The sequence below is a fragment of the Benzoatithermus flavus genome, from assembly GCF_037908215.1.
GTDB lineage: Bacteria > Pseudomonadota > Alphaproteobacteria > Geminicoccales > Geminicoccaceae > Benzoatithermus > Benzoatithermus flavus.
The window spans coordinates 60,657-80,792 of sequence record NZ_JBBLZC010000011.1 but is presented as its reverse complement, the minus strand read 5'-3'; the positions used below and the strand labels follow the sequence as shown (position 1 = coordinate 80,792).

Annotated in this window: 20 protein-coding genes; 2 read left to right on the top strand and 18 right to left on the bottom strand. The window is 70.2% G+C overall.

Annotation, left to right across the window (positions count from 1 at the left end):
* Nucleotides 1-8: 8 nt before the first annotated feature.
* Nucleotides 9-584, top strand: a complete 576-nt coding sequence (locus tag U1T56_RS12530; RefSeq protein ID WP_418159820.1) for a hypothetical protein — start codon at nucleotides 9-11, stop codon at nucleotides 582-584.
* A gap of 11 nt (nucleotides 585-595) precedes the next feature.
* Here the strand turns inward: U1T56_RS12530 and U1T56_RS12525 are convergent, their stop codons facing one another.
* On the bottom strand, nucleotides 596-1,099 hold the full coding sequence (locus U1T56_RS12525; RefSeq protein ID WP_418159819.1) for a c-type cytochrome: 504 nt from the start codon (nucleotides 1,097-1,099) through the stop codon (nucleotides 596-598).
* A gap of 578 nt (nucleotides 1,100-1,677) precedes the next feature.
* Between U1T56_RS12525 and U1T56_RS12520 the strand changes: the two genes are divergently transcribed.
* Complete coding sequence (locus U1T56_RS12520) at nucleotides 1,678-2,496, top strand: hypothetical protein (RefSeq protein WP_418159818.1); 819 nt, start codon at nucleotides 1,678-1,680, stop codon at nucleotides 2,494-2,496.
* A 284-nt stretch (nucleotides 2,497-2,780) separates the two neighbouring features.
* Here U1T56_RS12520 and U1T56_RS12515 read toward each other — a convergent pair whose 3' ends face one another.
* The 17 genes from U1T56_RS12515 to U1T56_RS12435 form a co-directional block, all read right to left on the bottom strand.
* Nucleotides 2,781-3,776: a replication protein RepA gene (locus U1T56_RS12515; protein ID WP_418159817.1), complete on the bottom strand. Its 996-nt coding sequence runs from the start codon at nucleotides 3,774-3,776 to the stop codon at nucleotides 2,781-2,783.
* 671 nt (nucleotides 3,777-4,447) lie between these two features.
* Nucleotides 4,448-5,449 carry a ParB/RepB/Spo0J family partition protein gene (locus U1T56_RS12510; protein ID WP_418159816.1) on the bottom strand — a complete coding sequence of 334 codons (1,002 nt, stop codon included), beginning with the start codon at nucleotides 5,447-5,449 and terminating at the stop codon, nucleotides 4,448-4,450.
* A gap of 2 nt (nucleotides 5,450-5,451) precedes the next feature.
* On the bottom strand, nucleotides 5,452-6,657 hold the full coding sequence (gene repA, locus U1T56_RS12505) for a plasmid partitioning protein RepA (protein WP_418159815.1): 1,206 nt from the start codon (nucleotides 6,655-6,657) through the stop codon (nucleotides 5,452-5,454).
* Between the two features lie 244 nt (nucleotides 6,658-6,901).
* On the bottom strand, nucleotides 6,902-7,261 hold the full coding sequence (locus tag U1T56_RS12500; protein WP_418159814.1) for a hypothetical protein: 360 nt from the start codon (nucleotides 7,259-7,261) through the stop codon (nucleotides 6,902-6,904).
* A 323-nt stretch (nucleotides 7,262-7,584) separates the two neighbouring features.
* Nucleotides 7,585-8,100, bottom strand: a complete 516-nt coding sequence (locus U1T56_RS12495) for a hypothetical protein (RefSeq protein ID WP_418159813.1) — start codon at nucleotides 8,098-8,100, stop codon at nucleotides 7,585-7,587.
* Between the two features lie 84 nt (nucleotides 8,101-8,184).
* Entirely contained in the window at nucleotides 8,185-8,469 is a 285-nt protein-coding gene (locus tag U1T56_RS12490) for a cytochrome C oxidase subunit IV family protein (protein ID WP_418159812.1), read from the bottom strand.
* A 6-nt stretch (nucleotides 8,470-8,475) separates the two neighbouring features.
* On the bottom strand, nucleotides 8,476-9,120 hold the full coding sequence (locus U1T56_RS12485) for a cytochrome c oxidase subunit 3 (RefSeq protein ID WP_418159811.1): 645 nt from the start codon (nucleotides 9,118-9,120) through the stop codon (nucleotides 8,476-8,478).
* Nucleotides 9,110-10,762: a cytochrome c oxidase subunit I gene (locus tag U1T56_RS12480; RefSeq protein WP_418159810.1), complete on the bottom strand. Its 1,653-nt coding sequence runs from the start codon at nucleotides 10,760-10,762 to the stop codon at nucleotides 9,110-9,112. Before U1T56_RS12480 ends, U1T56_RS12485 begins: the two co-directional genes overlap by 11 nt.
* Nucleotides 10,759-11,739 carry a cytochrome c oxidase subunit II gene (coxB, locus tag U1T56_RS12475; protein WP_418159809.1) on the bottom strand — a complete coding sequence of 327 codons (981 nt, stop codon included), beginning with the start codon at nucleotides 11,737-11,739 and terminating at the stop codon, nucleotides 10,759-10,761. The genes U1T56_RS12480 and coxB overlap by 4 nt, the downstream gene beginning before the upstream one ends.
* The gene (locus U1T56_RS12470; RefSeq protein ID WP_418159808.1) at nucleotides 11,739-12,539 is read right to left on the bottom strand and encodes an SCO family protein; all 801 of its coding nucleotides are present in this window, start codon (nucleotides 12,537-12,539) and stop codon (nucleotides 11,739-11,741) included. The genes coxB and U1T56_RS12470 overlap by 1 nt, the downstream gene beginning before the upstream one ends.
* Nucleotides 12,536-12,922, bottom strand: a complete 387-nt coding sequence (locus tag U1T56_RS12465; RefSeq protein ID WP_418159807.1) for a hypothetical protein — start codon at nucleotides 12,920-12,922, stop codon at nucleotides 12,536-12,538. The genes U1T56_RS12470 and U1T56_RS12465 overlap by 4 nt, the downstream gene beginning before the upstream one ends.
* Nucleotides 12,915-13,985 carry a hypothetical protein gene (locus tag U1T56_RS12460; protein WP_418159806.1) on the bottom strand — a complete coding sequence of 357 codons (1,071 nt, stop codon included), beginning with the start codon at nucleotides 13,983-13,985 and terminating at the stop codon, nucleotides 12,915-12,917. The genes U1T56_RS12465 and U1T56_RS12460 overlap by 8 nt, the downstream gene beginning before the upstream one ends.
* Nucleotides 13,982-14,518 carry a c-type cytochrome gene (locus tag U1T56_RS12455; RefSeq protein ID WP_418159805.1) on the bottom strand — a complete coding sequence of 179 codons (537 nt, stop codon included), beginning with the start codon at nucleotides 14,516-14,518 and terminating at the stop codon, nucleotides 13,982-13,984. The genes U1T56_RS12460 and U1T56_RS12455 overlap by 4 nt, the downstream gene beginning before the upstream one ends.
* On the bottom strand, nucleotides 14,512-15,048 hold the full coding sequence (locus U1T56_RS12450; RefSeq protein ID WP_418159804.1) for a DUF3341 domain-containing protein: 537 nt from the start codon (nucleotides 15,046-15,048) through the stop codon (nucleotides 14,512-14,514). Before U1T56_RS12450 ends, U1T56_RS12455 begins: the two co-directional genes overlap by 7 nt.
* On the bottom strand, nucleotides 15,038-16,405 hold the full coding sequence (gene nrfD / locus U1T56_RS12445) for an NrfD/PsrC family molybdoenzyme membrane anchor subunit (RefSeq protein WP_418159803.1): 1,368 nt from the start codon (nucleotides 16,403-16,405) through the stop codon (nucleotides 15,038-15,040). The genes U1T56_RS12450 and nrfD overlap by 11 nt, the downstream gene beginning before the upstream one ends.
* Nucleotides 16,406-16,411: 6 nt before the next feature.
* Nucleotides 16,412-19,351, bottom strand: a complete 2,940-nt coding sequence (locus tag U1T56_RS12440; protein WP_418159802.1) for a TAT-variant-translocated molybdopterin oxidoreductase — start codon at nucleotides 19,349-19,351, stop codon at nucleotides 16,412-16,414.
* An 8-nt stretch (nucleotides 19,352-19,359) separates the two neighbouring features.
* Entirely contained in the window at nucleotides 19,360-20,016 is a 657-nt protein-coding gene (locus U1T56_RS12435; protein ID WP_418159801.1) for a cytochrome c3 family protein, read from the bottom strand.
* Nucleotides 20,017-20,136 lie beyond the last annotated feature (120 nt).

Here is a 20,136-nt window from a genome sequence, read left to right as displayed (position 1 = left end):
CTCTGCCGATGGCGGAGGGCTCGGGCGCGCTGGTCCAGGCGCTGAACACGGGCGATCTCCGGCGCGACGATGCTTTCGTCCGCGCCGTCGTCGACTACTTCCAGCGCTTCGCCGCGGGCTGCACCTTGCCCCGCCCGATCGAAGGCTATCTGGCCGGCGGCCTCGGCGTCCGCTGCTATGCCGGAGCACGGGCGACCGGCGACATGTTCTTCCCCGGCGCACGGGTGCTGATCCCACCCGACACCGTCCTCCTCGTTCGGAACGACGGTCGCGAGCATGCCCCGATCTTCGATCATCAGTACACGCCGGACTTCGGGCTGCTCCATCCCGATTACGCGAAACGCGCCGTCGATCTCGCCCAGCATCTCCGCGGCCAGACCGAAGCCGAGGCCGTGGAGCTGGCCGGGCTCCGCGCCGGTCCCGGCGGGCTTGCCGCCGAGACCTTCTGGCCGGGCGAGTGGCCCCTGCCGCCGGGGACCGATCCGGTCGCCGAGCGCTGGGGCTACACGCGCGGTATCGACACCGCACGGCTCGCGCGGGCGCTGCGTCAGGAGCCCCTGGACCTCCTGCCCGAGCGCACCTGAGGCGGGCGGCCCTACGGCACGGCGACCGTGAGATAGGGCGCTGCCGGCTTCTCCGACGGGCCGGCGATCGGCGGCACTTCGTTGCGGACCGGCTCGAGGCTCTTGAGATAGGCGGCGAGCGCTGCCGCATCCGCGTCGCTGAGCGCGGCGTAGGAGCGCCAGGGCATCGCCGGCGCCAGCTCGCGGCCGTCCGGGCGCTGGCCGGTGCGCACGGCGCGCACGATGTCGACCTCGCTCCAGGCGCCCAGGCCCGTCTCCGGGTCGGGCGTGAGGTTGCGTGGGTAGAACACGCCGAGCCCCGGAATGCCGAAGCCGATATCCGAACCGGCGAGGTGCCGCTTCGGATCGGGTTGCCCGATCAGAGCGCCCTGGGTATGGCAACCGGCGCAATCCATGATCCTGGCGAGATAGGCGCCGCGGCGCAGCGTGGCCTCGTCCGCGGCACGTGCCGCGCCGGTCGGTATCGGCAGCATGGCCGCAAGGCCGAGCGTCAGGATCAGGGTCTTCGATCGCATCGATAGCCTCCGAGCTTCTTCATGGGATGGCCCGGTCTCTACGATGCGTCGCGGCCCCGCTCCGTGACAGCCGTCACACCCGCCCAGGCGCATCCGGGAGCGACGCCCGCGACCCGTGGGCTCCCTCTTCGTCCCGGTCGCCGGACGGGAAGCTGCCGACGTAGCGGGGCCGTTCGGGGAGAAAGCCGGGCTCTCCCCGCTCGCCCGGGGATTCCGGTGCAGGCCACGAGCCGTCATGTCCCGAGCGAGGTCGTGCCGCGCCTGCCCCGGGCCGGCCTCCCCATCGTCTCGCGTCCGCCCGGGACGGCGTCGCGTCGGGTCGATCGGCTGGCAAGGAAGTGCCGCAAACCTCCGGCGCGATCGCGACTTCGATCGGCCACACGCCGTCGTCCGGGCAGGCCCGGCCAGATTTCGATGCGAACTGTGAAGTGGTTCACAGCAATGCCTCCCGAGATCGAATACATCGGGCAAGCAGCCGATCCGAACATCCCGCTCGAGACTACGCCACGGCGTGATGGAGCGGTGGAAATCGAGCGGTGTCGGTCAGGAAAGACAGAGATACAGTGTCAGGGGTATCCATGAACAGAACATCCATGCTTCGTGCAGCCAACAAAACGCTGCTCGCCTCGGCCGTCGTGACCTGCATTCTCGCGACGGGAAGCTTCGCGCAAGCGGACCAGCAGCGGCGGCAGAAGTCGGTCGATACGCCACTGGCCAATTTGCATTTCGCCGATGGCAGCTCGGTCGAGTTTCACGAGCTGGCGCCGGGCGAGCTCATCATCCTTGCCAAGCATCGAGCAAGAAACCAGGAAGGGCACAGTGTGGATGCCATCAATGGGGTCAAGATCGAGAACCTGGCGCGTCTCGATGCCGTGGAAAAATACCGGGCGTTGACCGGCGGTCGGCCGGCCCCCGCCAGGCTGATCGACGCACAGAACCGCTCCGAGCAGGTGAAACGGAGGGAGCTGGAAGGCAACCCGAGGCGGGAAGCCGTCCTCCTTCCGGCCAACGACACCGTCGGCATGACCGCTCGACGCGGCGGCAGGACCGCATGGAAGATGCTGTCTTGCGATACGAGATGGACGAGCTTCGATTATTGTTGGACGAACCGGACGGGTGACGGAACCGTCGTGGAGGAAAGTGAGAACATGGACTCCACGGCCTCCCCCTATCGGGGGGACATCACGCACACCGTGGAGTATGAAACCTGCTTCCTGTTCATCTGCAATTGGAATGTCAGCAGGACGCAGACGCTGCCCCAGGGATGGGAAGGCCATATCTGGGCCTCCGGGCCGAACCGAGCCCGGCGCGCCACGATCCGCAATGCCGATGGTGACGGTTGGAACTGGCACGTCGGCGGCGGCGAGGAGCTTGGCGTGATAACGATCGTGAATTGACCGAGACCGATCCGCCACGGGAAGGCGGACCCGCATCGCCGGGAGGCCGCAGGGCCGTTCGCACCGGCGTTGCCCGGCAGTTCCCCCGTCCCGTTCGCGGGACTGAAAGCAGCGCCTGAAAGGAAGAAACGTCCCGATCCGCGTTCCGTTGTTCGTGACGGATTCGTTGCCGGACCGGGACAGACCAGCACGATGCTCGCCGGCATTCCCGCTCCTCGCCTCCGACAAGATACTGTCGGCGGCCGCCGACGATGGTCACGGGACGAAACACGCCCGATCCGGGCTCACGGCAGGTCGAGCCGGTGCTGGCGCTGGTCCGCAAACCGTTGCTGCTGCCGCTCCAGGCGGCGCTGGCGCTGGAGATAGATCACCGAGCGCGGCGGTCCCGGCGGCGCGCTCGGACGCAAAAGCAGGCCGCGCTCCTCGACGTCGAGCTCGGCCTGCGGATAGACCAGAAGAGCTGCCTCGAGCGACTCCTTGAACTTGAGCCGGAAGTCGCGTTCGCGGCCGTAATTGGGGCCGAAGGCCGAATGCAGCGCCCGCCAGGAGACGAGGGTGGGCTTGTGCAGCGCGTGCAGCCGGTAGGCGAGCCAGACATAGATATCGAGCGCCAGGCTCTTGCCGGCGAGGTGACGGATCGCGGGCTCGAACAGGACGGCCGGATGGCGCAAAAGCGCATCGTAAAAGCTCTCGGACAGCTCCACGAGCTGCGGGAACTGGTCGCTCTCGCGATCGTGGCAGAGATTGAAGCTGCCGCGGATGATCGTGTCCTGCCAGCGCTCCTTGCCGTTGAGGCCGGTATAGCTCACCGAGACCAGCGAGCGCTCGATGCGCAGCGCCTGCTCCTTCGCCGCCTTGTAGCCCTTGCCCGAGCTGTCGCAGCCCATCGCCCTGAGCCAGGCGTGCATCGAGCGGCCGAGCTCGACGCGGCGCGAGCGGTTCCGGTAGGCCTCGTTCTGCAGGTAGATCATCATCAGCCGGCCGGTCGAGCCGTAGGGCACGCCGTAGCAGCGTCCCTCCTCGTCGCGGGTCGGCTGGATCATCAAGGTCGCCCCGTCGCCGTTGGAGCGCTGCCAGATCTCCTCGGGATCGGTGCGCCGGTGCGGCAGATAGATCGTGCACAGGATCGAGTGCAGGTAGGCCATGGCCTGCGGGTTCTCGACCTCCTGCACGAGGATGTCGGCCGCGATCCTGAGATTGGCACGCACCCTCGCATCGTTCGTGCGCGCGAGCGCCGCTTCGAGACCATCGCGCAGGATCAGGTCGTGCTCGCTAGCCATCGCCGGTTCGTCAGCCTCGCCCGGAGCGGAACGTTGCCGAATGTACGTTGGACGCGAGCGCGCGTCGATTCGGGATCTGGTCGCGCCGAGGTCGGGGGCGCCGCGGTATTATTTTGATTCGAATCTTTTGCTTATAAAGAGGTGCGGCGCGACCAGATCCCGAAGGTCGCCGCGACCAAGTCCCGAATCCGCGGCCGGGCGCGACCAGATCCCGAACCCGTTTCGGTGGATAACTCGGCGCTCGCGCGACCAGATCCCGGAGGATAACCGGGCCGGCGCGACCAGATCCCGGTGGACAAGTCGTCCGTGCCGCCTGCCCGGCAGCCAGGGATGAGACGCAGGCGAACGCCGGGCGAAAGCGGAACGAAAGAGGCCGCGCTCACGCCGTGAGCGCCGGCCGGAAAGGCGGCGCGTCCCCCGCGAAGCGCGACAAATTCCCGAAGAATTTTATCCTTTATCCGGACGCAGAACGGTGGTCCGGCGGCTGTGCCGCGCGCTGCCTGCGTCTATCCGAAGCCGCCGGCACGACGAGGGCCGGAGCCCGATCCGGGCGGAGGCGGGAGCGATGCTCGCTGCCGCGGACCGGCGCCGGCGCTCGCAGCGGTCGGGTCGAGAGCGCGCCCGCGCGAGCCTCGTCGGCGATGCCTGCCGGCCCGGCCGGGCAGCCGGCCTCAGCGTCGCGGCTGCAGCTCGTCGAGCAGCTCCGGCAGGCGGCGGACGAGAGCGCGGACCACCGCCTCGTCGAGGTCGGGCTGGAAGCGCAGCACGAGCTGGCCGCCGGCGCGGGTGAGCCGCGCCAGCCTGCGGCCGTCGCGCGCCCGGATCAGCTCGCTCGTCCCCTCCCCTTCCTCCCGACCGGCGGCCACGAGGCCACGCGTCAGGAGCTGCGCCCGCTTGGCGGCACCCCCGCCCGCGGCACGCACGCGCTCGGCGAGCGCCGGCGGCAGGCGGCGGCCGGCGGCCTCGAAGGCGGCGAGCAGCCGCCGGCCGGCGTTGATGCCGAGCTCGCGCCAGTCACCGACCAGCTCGAGCAGCTCGTCCGGCAGCCCGGCCAGCACCACGACGTTGCTGATCTGCTGCGGTGTGACCTGCAGCGTCGCCCCCAGCTCCTGACGGGTGAACAGGCCCGAGGCCAGAAGGCGCTGCCAGGCCTTCGCCTTCTCGATCGGCGAGAGGTCGCGGCGGACCGCGTTCTCGATCAGCATCCGGCGCACCAGCGCCTTGTCGTCGCCCTCGAGCACCACCGCGCGCACCTTCCGGCCGAGCGTGCGGCAGGCGCGGACCCGGCGGTGGCCGAACACGGTCTCGTAGCCACCCTGCGGCAGGCGCCGCAGCGCCACGGGAGCGATCTGGCCCTCGTCGCGGATCGAGGCGACGAGCTCGAGGAAGGCGGCATCGCCGAAGGCGCGCTCGTCGCGGTCGCGGTGCGCGCTGTCCGTGATCTCGGCAGGTTCCACCTCGATCACGAGCCGCCCTTCGGCGGCGGCGCGCTCCATCTCGGCCTTGAGGTCCTCGTAGGCCTCGCCGGTGGCGCGCGCGACCTCGCGCACCTGCTCGGAGATGGGAACGATCCCGCGGCGCGGGCGGGGCGGGGGCGAGCCTTGCGCGGCGCTGCGGCCGAGATCGGCGATGGCGGCGTCGAGCTCTTCCAGCGTGGCCTTGTCGCGCGGCATGCTCAGGCGGCCTCCTGCCCGGCCCGGCGGCGCTGCCACTGTGCCTGGATCAGCGCCTCGATCTCGGCGTTGACCCGGTCCATGAAGTCGACGCCGCGCTCCTGCGCCTTGCGACCCGAGCCGGGCTCGAGCTCGTAGAGGGTGCGCTTGACGTTGCCGGCCTGGTCGAGTGCCGTCGTGTGCGCCATGCGCGCATCGAGCAGCCGGTCGCCGAAGGTCGCGGTCATCCAAGCGGCGATGCGCTGCTGGTTCTTGTCGGTGGTGTGCACCTTGGTGAGCAGGATGCGCACGAAGTCGAGCCGCTTGGGCGGGCCGCCCTCGAACGCCTCGATGTCGGCGAGCGTGTCGGCCATCATGCGGAAGAACCGGCCCGTCGAGGCGAAGTCGAGCATGGAGGGCGGGGCCGGCACGATCAGGCCGGTAGCGGCGTAGAGCGCGTTGATGGTGAGATAGCCCAAGGACGGCGGACAGTCGCACACCACGACGTCGTAGCGCTCGTCCAGGCTCGGGATCGCATCGGCCAGGAGGCGCCAGAAGCGGAAGTTGGTCTCCTTCATCTGCCGCACCGGCAGCTCGAACTCGACCCGGTAGAGGCCGAGATTGGCCGGGATCAGGTCGAGGCCGGGGATATAGGTGGGACGCGCGAGCCCGGCGAGCGGGCGGCCTTTGGGGCGCATGAAGCCGTAGAGCGTGTCCTCCTCGGCGAGGTCCTCGTCGGGATGAAAGCCGAAGATGCCGGTGGCGGAAGCCTGGCTGTCGAGGTCGATGAGCAGGACCCGGTAGCCGCGCAGCGCCAGGTACTGGCTCAGATGCACGGCCGTCGTGGTCTTGGCGGCACCGCCCTTGAAGTTGCACAAGGTGAGGACCTGAAGCCGGTCGCCGGCGGCGGGGTCGCGGCCGGCCCGGTAGCGGGGATCGCCGGTGCGGGCGAGGAGCTGGCGGCGGATCAGGTTGACGTCCTCGAGACGGAAGCCGCGCCGGTTGGGGCCGAGCGCCTCGCCCTGCGGCAGCTCGCCGTCCTCGAGCACGAGGCGGCGCAGATAGCTGTCGGAGATGCCCAAAAGCTCGGCCGCCTCGCGCGTGGGAAACAGGCGGAGCTTCTTCTTCTGCTCGGGCTTGTTGTCGATCTCGATGATCCGCCGCTGCACGGCTTCGGCGAGCGCGGCATACTCCTCGAACAGGGCGACCAGGTTCTGAGGCTCGGCCATGGACACACGGATCCCCGGTGTTGATGCTCGACCATGCTGATACACGCGAAATGGCGTGATCGGGGCAAAAACGCGTTTTCGACCCTGGCGGAAAACGCGTTTTCCCGGGCAGTGTAGCCGGGGTGGAACAGTGGCCGGGTGCTCCTGCCCGCCGGGCGAGAGCCCGCTTCGGGGGCAGCCGCGCGATGCCGGTACGGGACCATGGCGCTCGTGCAGATGAGCGAGCCGCTGCCGCGACGACATCTCAACGCCCGACGACGGCGGGTGTCACGGGCAGCGTCAGGCTCGCCATGCCGGGCAGGATGATGCAGCGGAATTCCGGCCGACCGCGCGGGTTGCTCCAGCACGCATGGGCGCCGCCGTCGGGTGTGGAGAGGTTCAGGACCTTGTCGTACTCGACCGGCCACCAGCTCCCGTTCGCCTCGATCTCCTCCTTTCCGGTCGAGGCGTCGACGCGATAGGGCACCGGCCGGCAGTCGGTGTTGCCGCAGCACACCACCCCATGCGGCGAGACCAGCCCCTGGTACCAGTCGTGCGCACCGGCCGTTCCGGGCAGGGCCACGGTGGCGAGAGCAATGCTCAGAGCATGGAAGGGCAGACGCATGCGGGCCTCCCGCGATCGTGCGTTCCAGAGGGGGAGAGTACCTTTGCCGCGTGTGGAATGTCAGCGGCTTTCAAGGTGGCTCACCGGAAAGCGTTCGCTCGCCGGACGGGTGCCGGCCACGTTCCGGCCGCGGATGCGGCCCGGAGCATCGGGCAGCGCCCTGCCCGTCTTCCCCTGCCCGAACGAAGGATCCCGGCCGCTTCCCGTATGGCGTCGCTTCGGGCGGAGCAGGGCCGACCCGGCGCGGGTGAAAATGCATTTTCGGCGGCGTCGGACCGGTGCGTGGTGGTCCGGCCCGCAAGCCACCGCGCACCGGCGGAGGATCATCCGTGCCGGAAGAGCACGAGCTGCGCCGTGCCTTGCAGACGGGTGATGCCGTACAGATCGGCCTGACCCTGCCGGAAGCTCGGGATCACGGAGAAGCGATGCATGGTCGTGATGCCGATCGTGTCGATCCTGGCACTGGTGCTCGTCTCGAGGTTCACGTGCGGCAGGAGAAGCGTGAACGTCGTCGAGCCCGTGTCCACCGTCAGCCGGAGCGTCACCGTCACGAGCTGGCCGAGCTCCGTATCCTGGACCCGGATCTGGTTGCCCGTGAACCGGAGGGTGCGCGTGCCGTCCCGGTAGGTGAGCGACGGTCGGCCGGCGATGCCGGTGGTCGCGTAGGTGACGTGGAGCCGGCCGCCGGCGAGCCGATACAGATCCGGCCCCGGCCGTGTCGGCGGCGCCGGCGCGGTTCGGGGAGCATCGGCGGCCAGCGCCGGTCCCGGCACCGCTTGCGCCCATCCCGGCACGAGCGGTGACACCGCCAGCAACATCGTCACGATCGGGCGCCGCATCGGTGTTCCTCCCTTCGCGCGGAAGCTCGCGGCGAGCCTCCTGTCCTGCCAGCTTCCGCCCGATCGCGCCGGCGGGCAAGCGGCTCAGCTCGGAAAGCGCGTGCGGGTCAAAAAGTCGGCAAAGCCGAGGCCGAACAGGAGGACGAGCCAGAACAGGCCGGCGACGGCAGCGAGCCGCACCAGAGCTGCCGCACGGCGGAGCTCCATGAAGAACCAGGCGACGAGTCCGGCCTTGAGCGCGGCGATGCCGAGATTGACCACCGCGTTCCAGACGCCGAGGTCGACGAAGGAGGCAGCCGTGGTGGCAGCGAGCAGCACGAGCAGCGCCAGGTAGACGGCGACGAAGGTGAAGGTCTCGCTGCGGGTCAAGGGCGCTCACCTCGCGACCAGATAGAGGACCGGGAACAGGAAGATCCAGACGATGTCGATCAGGTGCCAGAAGATGCCGATGACGGCGACCGTCACCGCCCGGTCCGGCAGGAGTGCCCGGTCCACGAGCAGGCGCAGCGCCAGCCCGCCGACGAGCACGATGCCGACGGCGAGATGCAGGGCGTGAAGGCCGGTGCCCAGATAATAGAGGTCGAAGAACAGCTCCGTGCCGCGCTCTTGCAGCGGGAAGCCGGGACCGGCGAACGGCATCAGACCCTGCGTGTACTCGTCGTGGTACTCGTAGGCCTTGATGCCGAGAAAGGCGAGGCCGAGCGCTGCGGTGGCGAGCAGCAGCAGCACGCAGCGACCCTGCCGGTCGGCGCGGGCCGCGAGCACAGCGAGCGCCATGGTGAGGCTGCTCGTCAGCAGCACGGCCGTGTTGGCGGCACCGATCCACTTCAGAAGATGCCGGCTCGCCTCGGCCGTGGCGGCGGGCCAGGTGACGCGGTAGAGGGCGAGACCCAGGAACAGGGCGCCGAACATCATGATCTCGGTCGCCATGTAGAGCCAGATGCCGAGCTCGTCGGCGGTCCGCTGCTGACGCCGGTCGGCGAACGGCTCGGCGAGCGGCGGCAGGGCCTCAGTCGCCACGGGCGGCCTCCGGCTTTGGCATATCCTGATACGGGTAAGCCTCCCAGGTCACGACCGGCCGGGCAGCGAAGTTCCAGCGCGGCGGCGGGGAGGTGGTGCGCCATTCGAGGCCGGCCGCACCCCAGGGATTGTCGCCGGCGGGGGCTCCCCAGCGCAGCGACCACAGGAGGTAGAGGAAGGGGAGGAGATAGGCGAGGCCCAGGACGCCGGCTCCGCCCGAGGAGATCATGTGGAGAACCTGGAACTCGGGTGGGTAGGCGTGGTAGCGGCGCGGCATCCCCGCGTAGCCCAGGATGAACTGCGGGAAGAAGGTGACGAGGAAGCCGAAGAAGGCGAGAAGGGCCGCCGCCTTGGCCCAGCCTTCGGGGTACAGGCGGCCGATCATTTTCGGCCACCAGAAGTGCAGCGCGCCGAAATAGGCGTGGACGGTGGCCCCCACCATGATGAAGTGGAAGTGCGCCACGACGAAGTAGGTGTCGTGGACGTGGACGTCGACGGCGAGGCTCGCGAGGAACAGGCCCGTCAGCCCGCCGATCACGAAGAGGCCGATGAAGCCGAGCGCGTAGAGGAGCGGCGCATCGAGCGAGACCCGGCCTTTGTAGAGGGTGGCGGTCCAGTTGTAGACCTTGATCGCCGACGGCACGGCGACGGCGAAGCTCATGAACGAGAAGACGAGGCCGGCATAGAGCGACATGCCGGCCACGAACATGTGGTGTGCCCACACGAGAAAGCCGATGAAGGCGATGGCGATGCTCGCGAACGCCACCCACGCGTAGCTGAAGACGCGCTTCTTCGCGAACGCGGTGACGAGCTCGGTGACGACCCCCATCCCCGGCAGGATCATGATGTAGACCGCGGGATGGCTGTAGAACCAGAAGAGATGCTGGAACAGGAGGGGATCGCCGCCCTTGTTCGGATCGAAGATGCCCAAGCCCAGCACGCGCTCGGCGACGACGAGCAGCAGCGTCATGGCGAGCACGGGCGTGGCGAGGACCAGGATCACCGAGGTCGCGTAGTGCGACCAGCAGAAGATCGGCAGCCGGAACCAGGTCATGCCGGGTGCCCGCAATGTGTGGATCGTGACGATGAAGTTGAGCCCGGTCAGGATCGAGGAGAAGCCGACGACGACGATGCCGCAGGCGGCGGCGACGACGTGGGTGTTCGAGAACAGCGAGCTGAAGGGGGTGTAGAAGGTCCAGCCCGTGTCGACCCCGCCTGCCAGCAGCACGTAGGCCGTGAACAGGCCGCCGAGGACGTAGATGTACCAGGAGAGGAGATTGAGGCGCGGGAAGGCGAGGTCCGTCGCCCCGATCATGAGCGGGATCAGGAAGTTGCCGAACGTCGCCGGGATCGAGGGGATCAGGAAGAACCAGACCATGATGACCCCGTGCAGCGTGAACAACTTGTCGTAGGTGTCGTCGCTGACGAGGTCGCCCGCCGGCGTGATCAGCTCGAGGCGGATCAGGGCGGCGGCAATGGCTCCCAGGAAGAAGAAGCCCGTGACCGAGACGAGATAGAGCACGGCGACGCGCTTGTGGTCGGTGCTCAAGAGCCACGAGCGCAAGGAGTGACCGGCGGAGAGATAGCTGGGCTGCTGCTCCCCGGCAGGAGCGAAGGCGAGATCGGCGCTGGCGATGCTCATCGCGGTGGCTCCACGGCGGCACCGGGTGGTGCGGCCTCGGCTGAGGCGTCGGCGAGCGACTTCACGTAGGCCACGAGGCGGACGAGGTCCTCCTCGCCGATCTGGCCCTCGAAGCTCGGCATGATCGGGGCGAACCCGGCGACGACCTGGCGCTTGGGCTGGAGGATGCTGTCGCGCACATACTGCTCGTCGGCGATGACGATCGAGCCGTCCGCGAGCGGCTGCGGCTTGCCGGAGATGCCGGCGAGGCTGGGGGCGCGGGCGACCGACCGGGCCCCGTGGCAGCCGCTGCAGCCCAGGCGCCGGAACAGGGCCTCGCCTTCCTGGGCGAGCGTGCGGTCGACCGAGAAGGTGGCGAGCCAGGCGGCATAGTCCTTGGGCGAGAGGACGACGAACCGCCCGCCCATGGCCGAGTGCTCGCTGCCGCAATATTCGGCGCAGCGCAGAGCATAGGTGCCGGGCGTGTCGGCCTCGAACCAGAGCGTGGTGTAGCGGCCGGGCAGCACGTCCTGCTTCAGCCGGAGTGCCGGCAGGTAGAAGCTGTGGATCACGTCCTGCGAGGTCATGACGAGGCGCACGGGCCGGCCGGCCGGGACGTGCAGTTCGTCGATCTCGCGCTGGCCGCCGGGATGCTCGGCCTTGAACATCCACTGCTCGGCGACGATCGCGATGTCGAGCGTGTCCTTGGGCGGCACCCACTGGCGGGAGTAGAGGTCGGCCGCCCAGAAATAGAAGACGAGCGTGGCGAGGAAGGGCAGGCCGGTCCAGGCGAGCTCGAGCCGGAGCCCGTGGACCGGCGGGTTGCTGCGGTCGGCGTCCGAGCCGCGGCGGTAGCGGATCGCGAACACGACGAGGCAGGCGATGATCGGCACGGCGAGGAACAGGATCAGGCCGGTATAGGACCAGATCAGCCTGTCGATCTCGCGGGCGTAAGCCGAGGCGGAGGCCGGCCAGAGCTCGACGGGTGCGAGCGCCATCAGCCGTCTCCGCGCTCGCGGCCGGAACGGCGCCGCTCGCGCAGGAAAGCGCCGCCGAGCGTGCCCGCGAGCAGAAGTGCCGTGCCGGCGCCGAGCCCGCGCACGAGGCTCATCACTGCTCCCGTGTAGCGGCCGGTCAAAGGATCGAAGTGCGAGCAGAGCAGGAGCAGACGGTCGCCGAGCGTGCCGATCCGGCCCTCTCCCGCCTCGACGAGCGCGAGGCGGAGATCCTGCGGCTCAAAGCCGATGCCGGGCAGCCAGCGCGCGAGGCGGCCGTCGGGGGCGAGCACCGCGGCGCCGGCGGCATGGGTGAACGGGTCGATGGCGTCGTCGCGGCGGTAGCGGTAGCCGATCGCCCGCATCAGGTCCGCGACCGGAGCCGCATCGCCGGTGAGGAAGCGGACCGCGGCTCTGGCCTCGGGGAACTGCGTCAGCGCCTTCTCTTCCGCGACGGCGGCATCCTTCGGCCCCTCGGCCGGGTCGATGCTGACCGCGACCACGCGGTAGTCCCGGCCGGGGGCGAGCGGCGTGTCGCGTAAGCCCGCGAGCAGGGCGGCGAGCGTCACGCCGCAGAGATTGGGGCAGGTGTAGTAGACCGGGGCCAGGATCACCGGCACGGCGCCGAGCAGGGCGGCGAGCCGGACGGAGCGGCCGGTCTCGTCGCGGAAGGGGAGGGCGGTCGGCACCTGCGCGCCCAGGGGCGGATCGACCGCGGCCCGGTCCTGCAGCGTCTGTGGGCGCGCCGGGGCGGCGAGAAGAAGGGCCGCGAGCAGCGGCACGGCGAGCCGCAGGGGCCTCATGGCGGCGGCTCCGGCGTCTGCGGCCAGCCGTGCGCGGCCAGGAGCCGCATCGCATCCTCGATCGGGATCCGGGCGCGGCCCGCCTGCCGGTCGACCCAGCCGAGCCTGTGGAGCTCCGCCTCCTCGTGGGCGCGGAACGCGGCGAGGTCCGAGGCCGGCGAGACCTGGAGCCGCGGCGGCGGGGGCGCGATCGTTGCGGTCTCGATCGGGGTCGCCGGCGGCTGCCCCGCCGCGTGCCAGCGCTGCAAGCGGGTCGCGAGCAGCCACAAGCCCGCGCCGATCAGGACGATCAGGGCCAGCACCGCGAGCCCGCCGAAGAAGATGGCGCGCGCATGGGCCTCGCTGCCTTCCTGCACGGCGCTGGCCGCCCGGGCTTCAGGCATGGCGCACCTCCGAGGATGCCGGCAGGGACACGGGCTCGTCGCGCCGGAGCCGCAGGAACAGGAGCAGCCAGGCCCCGCCGAGGCCGATCACGAGTGCCAGGGCGAGGAGAAGCGTCCCCCAGCCCGCGTCCGGGAACGCCGGCAGCGTCAGCCAGAGCGCGTCCGCGAGCCGGCCCAGAAGGATCAGGGCGCACAAGACCAGCATCGCCCGCCGGCTGCCGCGCACGCTGCCGAGGAGAAGGGCGAGGAAGGGGACGATGCCCTGCAGCCAGGTGGCGGCCCACAGCAGCCAGAGCCAGGGTTCTCGGGCCCGCTTCACATACCAGTCGGCCTCGCGCGGGATGTCGCCGGACCAGATCACGAGATACTGCATGAAGGCGACATAGGCCCAAAGGAGAACGACGCCGACGAGGACGGCGGCGAGAATGCGGCGCTGCCGCTCGCTCGGGAAAGGCGGGGCGAGCAGCACCATCAGGATCGCGAACGCGAGCGCCTCGAGCCCGCACTCCATGAGGAAGAGAAGACCATAGGCCGAGGAGGCGAAGCCGGGCTCGAGCGACAGGCGCCAGTCGACGGCGGCGAGGCTGCCGGTGACGACGAGGACGACGAGGCCGATTCCGCCCAGCGCCCAGGTCCCGCCGCGCGGCCGGCGCAGGAGGGCGAAGGCGAGGAGCGACCAGATCCCGAAATGGAGCACGGTGCGGAGCACGAGGAACCAGGGGGTCAGCCAGAACGCCTTGTCGGCGAAGCGGGCCGCCGTCGCCGGGGCGGCCCAGGGATAGAGCAGCGGCAGGGCCAGGAGGATCGGGAGGAAGGCGATCCCCGTCGCGGGCAGGGTGCGGCAGGCGCCGGCGAGCGTCTCGTGGATCGGCCGGCCCCAGTCGCCGGGGGTGACGTGCTCGCACATCACCCAGCCGAGCGCCCCGATCGGCAGCGCCGCCCAGAACAGCAGGGCCGCGAGATAGGCCTGCAGCAGGGCGCGCGGGGCGAGCAGGAAGCCCGAGATGGCCGCGAGCGCGCCAATGCCGCAGGCGATCAGCAGCCGGCGCTCGGCGCCGTTCATTTCTGCGCCTCCAGCGTGGCGCGGAGCGGCTCCGGCAGCGCGGCCACGGGCGCGTCGCGGCTGAGCTGGAGGGCGCGGATATAGGCCACGATCGCCCAGCGGTCGGCCGGCGGCACGCGGGCGGCGTAGCCGTACATGGCACCAAAGCCGTTGGTGATGACGTCGACGAAGTGGCGGTCCGGGGCCTGGCGCAGGCGCTGGTCGTGGTAGCTCGGTGGGCGCGGGAAGCCGCGCTGGACGATCATGCCGCTGCCGTCGCCGAGCCGGCCGTGGCAGGGCGAGCAGTAGATCCCGAACCGCTCGCGGCCGCGTTCGAGCAGCGCCATGGTCATGGGCGGGCGGGTAGCGAGCGCCTGCCGGTAGGCGGCCTCGTCGCGCGCCACCGTGCCTTCCGGCGGCGGCTGCAGGGTCATGTGCTTGGGCAGGCCCGCCGCCTCCTTGTAGGCCTTGTCCTTCGCCTGGTTGACCATGCGCTGGTCGCAGGCGGCGAGAACGCCGAGGAGCAGGACGAGGGGCAGGTGCTGCTTCAGCATGCCGGCACCTCGTGGACGTGCTTGGCACCCTGGTGTTCGAGGAAGGCCCGCGTGTCCTTGCGGTCGAAGCGTGGGTCGTCGGCACGGATGCACAAGAAAAAGCGGTCCTCGCTCGCGAGCCGGAAGCGGTCGACCGCGAACACCGGATGGTGCAGGCGCGGCAGCCGGTTCGCGATCAGCATCCCGGAGACGGCGAAGCCCACCGCACCCAGCACGCCGAGCTCGAACGCGGGCAGAACGAAAGCGGGCCAGGAAGCGAGCGGGCGGCCGCCGATGTTGATCGTGTAGTCGATGACGTCGGCGTACCACTGCATGAACAGGCCGCCCGCGGCACCCAGCGCGCCGCCGATGAAGGTCAGGACCGGCAGCCGGCTGCCGGGATCGCCCAGGAGCGGCCCCAGATCCCCGACCGGGATCGGGGTGTAGGCGTCGAGCGCCCGGTAGCCTTCCTCGCGCGCGGCCTCGGCCGCGGCCACGAGCCCGGTCGGGTGGTCGAACTCGGCCATGAGGCCGTAGAGCTCAGGTGTCATGCTCTTCCTCCCAGACCGCTTCCTTGATCTCGAACATCGAGACCGCCGGCAGGAAGCGCACGAACAGGAAGAAGAAGAACAGGAAGAAGCCGATGAGGCCGAAGAAGATGCCCCAGTCCCAGAACGTCGGCACGTAGCCGCCCCAGGACGACGGCAGGAAATCGCGGAACAGGCCCGAGATCACGAGCATGTAGCGCTCGAACCACATGCCGACCGTGACGAGGAACGCGATCACGAACAGCACGAACGACGAGCGGCGCGGCCGCGGGAACCACAAGGCCTGCAGCGGCACGAAGTTGCAGATCACGGCCCCCCAGTAGATCGGCCAGAACGGGCCGGCCAGCCGGTCGAGAAGGGTGCCGCGCTCGAAGCTGTCGCCCGAGTACCAGGCCATGAAGGCATCGGCGAGGTAGCCGTAGGCCGTCATCCAGCCCGTGGCGAGGAGCCACAAGCCCAGAAGCTCGAGATGGCGCCGGGTGACGAGATCGTAGAGCCTGAAGGCATGCCGCAGCGTGATCGCGATCATGATGACGACCGCGAAGCCCGAGAACACGGCACCCAGCACGAAGTAGGGCGGAAAAACGGTGGTGTGCCAGCCGGGGATCTGGCCCACGGCGAACAGGAGCGACACGCCGCTGTGCACCGAGACCACGAGCGGCAGTGCCACGACCGCGACGAGAAGATAGGCGCGGCGCCAGCGCTCCCAGTGGACGGCCGAGCCGCGCCAGCCGAGGGCGAAGATGCCGAACAGCACCTGCGGCAGGCGGCGTGTCGCCCGGTCGCGCACGGCGGCGAGATCGGGAACGAGACCGATGTACCAGAAGATGAGCGAGACCGTGATGTAGGTCGCGAACGCGAAGAAGTCCCAGACCAAGGGGCTCCGGAACTGCGGCCAGAGCGCCATCGTGTTGGGGTAGGGCACGACCCAGTAGAAGAAGAACGGCCGGCCGAGATGGAACAAGGGATAGGAGGCGGCGCAGGTGGCGGCGAGCAGCGTCATGGCTTCCGCGAAGCGGTTGAGCGAGTTGCGCCAGTGCTGCTGGGTGAGGAGAAGGAGGGCCGAGATGAAGGTGCCGGCGTGGCCGATGCCGATGAACCAGACCGTGTTGCTGATGGCGATGCCCCAGTTCACCGGGATGGTGTTGCCCCAGACGCCGATGCCCTCGCTGAAGAGATAGGCCGCCGAGACGATCAGAAGGCCCAAGAGCAGCGAGCTGCCGATGAAGCCGAGCCACCAGCGCAAGCGCTGCGGGTAATGGAGCGGGATCGCCGCCACCTGCTCGGTGACGGTGCGGAACTCGTGCCCTTCGGGCAGGCGGTAGATGCGGCGCTGCCGGGGCGGGGAGGCGGCCGCCATCGCGTCTCAGCCCTCCCCCTTCTCGCCCTGGTCCGCGATGCGGGCGAGGTAGGTCGTGCGCGGGCGCACCCCCAGCTCCTCGAGCAGCCCGTAATGGCGCGGGCTCTTTTGCGCTCTTGCGACCTCGCTCGCCCCGTCGTTGCGGTCGCCGAAGCGGATGGCGGTCGTGGGGCACACGGCAGCGCAGGCCGTGATCACGTCCGAGCCTTTCAGCGGCCGGTCTTCGAGGGCGGCGTCGATCCGCGCCCGGGCGATGCGCTGGATGCAGTAGGTGCACTTCTCCATGACACCGCGGGCGCGCACCGTGACCTCGGGGTTGTAGTGCGCCGCCACGATCGGCTCCGCGGGCTTCGCGTACTCGAACCAGTTGAAGCGGCGCACCTTGTAGGGACAGTAGCTCGAGCAGGTGCGGGTACCCACGCAGCGATTGTAGACCTGCGCGTTGAGCCCGTCGGGGGTATGGACGGCGGCGTTCACGGGACAGCCGACCTCGCACGGCGCCTTCTCGCAGTGCATGCAGGGGACGGGCTGGAAGTAGAAGCTCGGGTCCAAAGGATCGCCGTCGTGGTAGGCGTCGACCCGAAGCCAGTGCATCTCGCGGCCCATCCCGATCTCGTGCTTGCCGACCGAGGGCACGTTGTTCTCGGCCTGGCAGGCGAGCACGCAGGCGTTGCAGCCGATGCACAAGTCCAGATCGATCACCATGGCCCAGGCGATCTCGGGATAGTCCCAGTCCGGGTAGAGGCTCGCCTGGTTCTCCTCCTCGGGCCTCGCCTCCAGCGCCTTGCCGGGGGCCACGAGCCGCACCGGCCGGTACTCGTCCATCCGGTGGTGCGGCTGGGTGGTGGCGAGCTCGTGCCGGTCGCCCGTCGCGGCGATCTCGGCACCCGTGCCGAGCCAGGGCTTGGTGGAAGCGCGGAACGCGTAAGCGTCGTAGCCGATGCCCTGCCCGACCCGGCCGATGCGCTTCCGGCCATAGCCGAGATGGGCCGTCACCGTATGCGCCGCCTGACCGGGCTGGACCCAAACCGGGCCGCGCAGCTCGCGGTCGCCCAGCGTGATCCGCGCCACGTCGCCGGTTGCAAGCCCACGCTCGGCCGCGAGCGCCGGGCTTACGAGCAGCACGTTGTCCCAGGTCAGCTTGGTGAGCGGCTTCGGCAGCTCCTGCAGCCAGGCGCAGTTGGCGAAGCGCCCGTCCCAGATCGAGGGGTCCGGCCGGATCACGACCTCGAGCCCCCGATCCCCGCCCGCCGGCGGCAGGCCGATCGGGGCAGGAGAGGGGGCGAGATCGCCGACGGGAGCCGCCGCGGTACCGGGAACGAAGCCCTGCCGCAGCGCCGCGCGCCAGGCGTCGTCGTCGAGGCGATCGCGCCAGGTCGCGCGCACGATCTCGCGGTCACGCGCCCAGGGGTCGCCCGCGAGCAGGGCCACGACCTCGTGCACGGAGCGGCCGCCGAACAGCGGGCGCACGGTCGGCTGCAGGATCGTGGCCGTGCCGTCCACCGTGCGGGCGTCGCTCCAGGATTCGAGCGGATGAGCGAGCGGCAGGTGCCAGTGGCAGAAGCCCGCCGTCTCGTCACGATGCAGCCCGGCATGGAGCCGCCAGGGCACCTTCTGCAGGGCGGCCGTGAAATCGAGATCGCCGGGGGCCGTGTAGGCCGGGTTGGCGCCGAGCACGACGAGAGCCTGGACGCGGCCCGCCGCCATGTCGGCCACGAGCTCCTGGAGCGTACCGGCCGCCTCGGCGCCGGGCCAGACCACGGGCTCGCTCGCCAGCAGCGTGCGGCCGAGCTGGCCGAGCTGCGCGTTCACGCGCAAGGCCAGGGCCTGGACCTCCGGCGGCTGGTGCGCGCCCACGGCGAGGAGCGCTTCGCCGCGATGAGCGCGGAGCTCGCTCGCCCAGGACGAAACGAACCCACGTTCATCGGCCGAAAGCTCGGGGGCGGCCGGCGCGCCGTCGCGGCCGAGCGCTGCCGCCAGTACCGCCACGAGCGCCGGGATGCGGGCGGACGGCACGATCCGGCGCGTGTCGGCCATGGCACCGGTGAGCGTGGGCGTGCTCTCGGCGACGTGGAGCCGGATCGCCTCGGCCCCGGCGTCGTGGCCGCCGCGCCGGCGCGCCGACCAGCCGAGCGCATGGTCCACCTGCGCCGGTCCCGGCCCCAAGAGATCGTCCTCGAGCGAGACCACGACCGCGGCGTGCTCGAGCGCGTAGCGCAGGGCGAGCGGCCGGCCGAAGGCGAGCCGGGCCGCCGCCTCGCGCCGCTCCTTGCCGACGGGCTCGAAGGCGTGGAGACGAAGCTGCGGGAGCTGCTGCCGCAGAGCTTCGATCTGGCGGCGGAAGGTCGGCGAGGTCGTGGGCTCGACGAGGAGCCTGACACCCTCGCCGCCGTTCCGCAGCCAGTCCCGGCGTGCGGTTACCATCGCCTGCACCGCCTGGTCCCAGCCGCTTTCCTTGCCGAGCAGGGTCGGGCTCTGCGAGCGGTCGGGGTCGTAGAGCTCGAGCACGGCGGCCTGGGTGAAGGCATCGGTGGCACCCCGGCTCGCCGGGTGGTCGGGGTTGCCCTCGAGCTTGACCGGCCGGCCGGCATAGGTCGTGGCGAGGACGGGCCGGGCGAAGCCCTCGAACGTCACGGCGGTGGCATACTGCCGCGGCCGGTCGGGTGGGGGATCGTCGGCGGGATCCGCGACGCGCGGCAGCACCGCGTCGGGCGGTCCCTTGCCGCAACCCGGGAGGCCCGCGAGCAGAATCGAGGCCGCCATGGCGCGGAGCACGTCGCGCCGGCCCGCCTCGGGCAGGGCGAAACCGCCGAACTCGGCACCGAGCACGCGCGCGAAGGCAGGGCTTTCCGCGATCTCCTCGAGGCTGCGCCACAGCCGGGGTCCGCGCTCGCCCTGGAGCTGCGCGCGCAAGGCCGCGATCTCGCGCTCGGGCCGGCCCGTCATCGCGCGTCTCAGCGGTGGCAGGTGTAGCAGTTCTGGAGCCGTGCCGGCTCGATGCCGAGACGGGCCATGCGTGCCTCCCCTTTCTGGCGCTGGTCGGGACCGGGCTGCCAGTCCATGGCGAACAGGTCCGCCGGGTCGCGAAGATGAGGAGCAGGGTCGCGGTGGCAGCTCAGGCACCAGCCCATGGTGAGCGGTGCGGCTTGCGCCGTGATCGGCATCCGGTCGACCCGGCCGTGGCAGGTCGAGCAGCCCACACCCCCTTTGAGGTGGATGGCATGGTCGAAGTAGACGAAGTCGGGCAGGTCGTAGACCTTCTGCCAGCGGATCGGCTCGTCGTGCGCGAGGCTGGCGCGCACGGGTGCGAGCACCGGCGCGCCGGTCCAGATCTGCGAATGGCAGGACATGCAGGTATAGGTCGGGGGATAGCCGGCGGTGGCGGTGCGCTCGACCTGATCGTGGCAGTAGCGGCAGTCGATCCCGAGCCCGGCGACATGGTGCTGGTGGCTGAACGGCACGGGCTGGGCCGGATGGTCGCCGCGGCCGGTGAACCAGTCGGAGCCGAAGAACCGGTCGCCCGCAACGAACAGAAGGACGAGCCCTCCACCGAGCGCCACCATCGCGAGCCGCAGCCGCGTGTCGGCACCGGGGTGGAAGATCTGCGCCATGGACGAGCTTACCGGAACTTCATTAACATATTAACATTCAAGCCTTTTCGAGGCCTCGAACGTGGCCGAAACGTCGTCCTCCGAGCAAAGTTCCCGCTGCACCGTGCAAGGCGGGTAGGG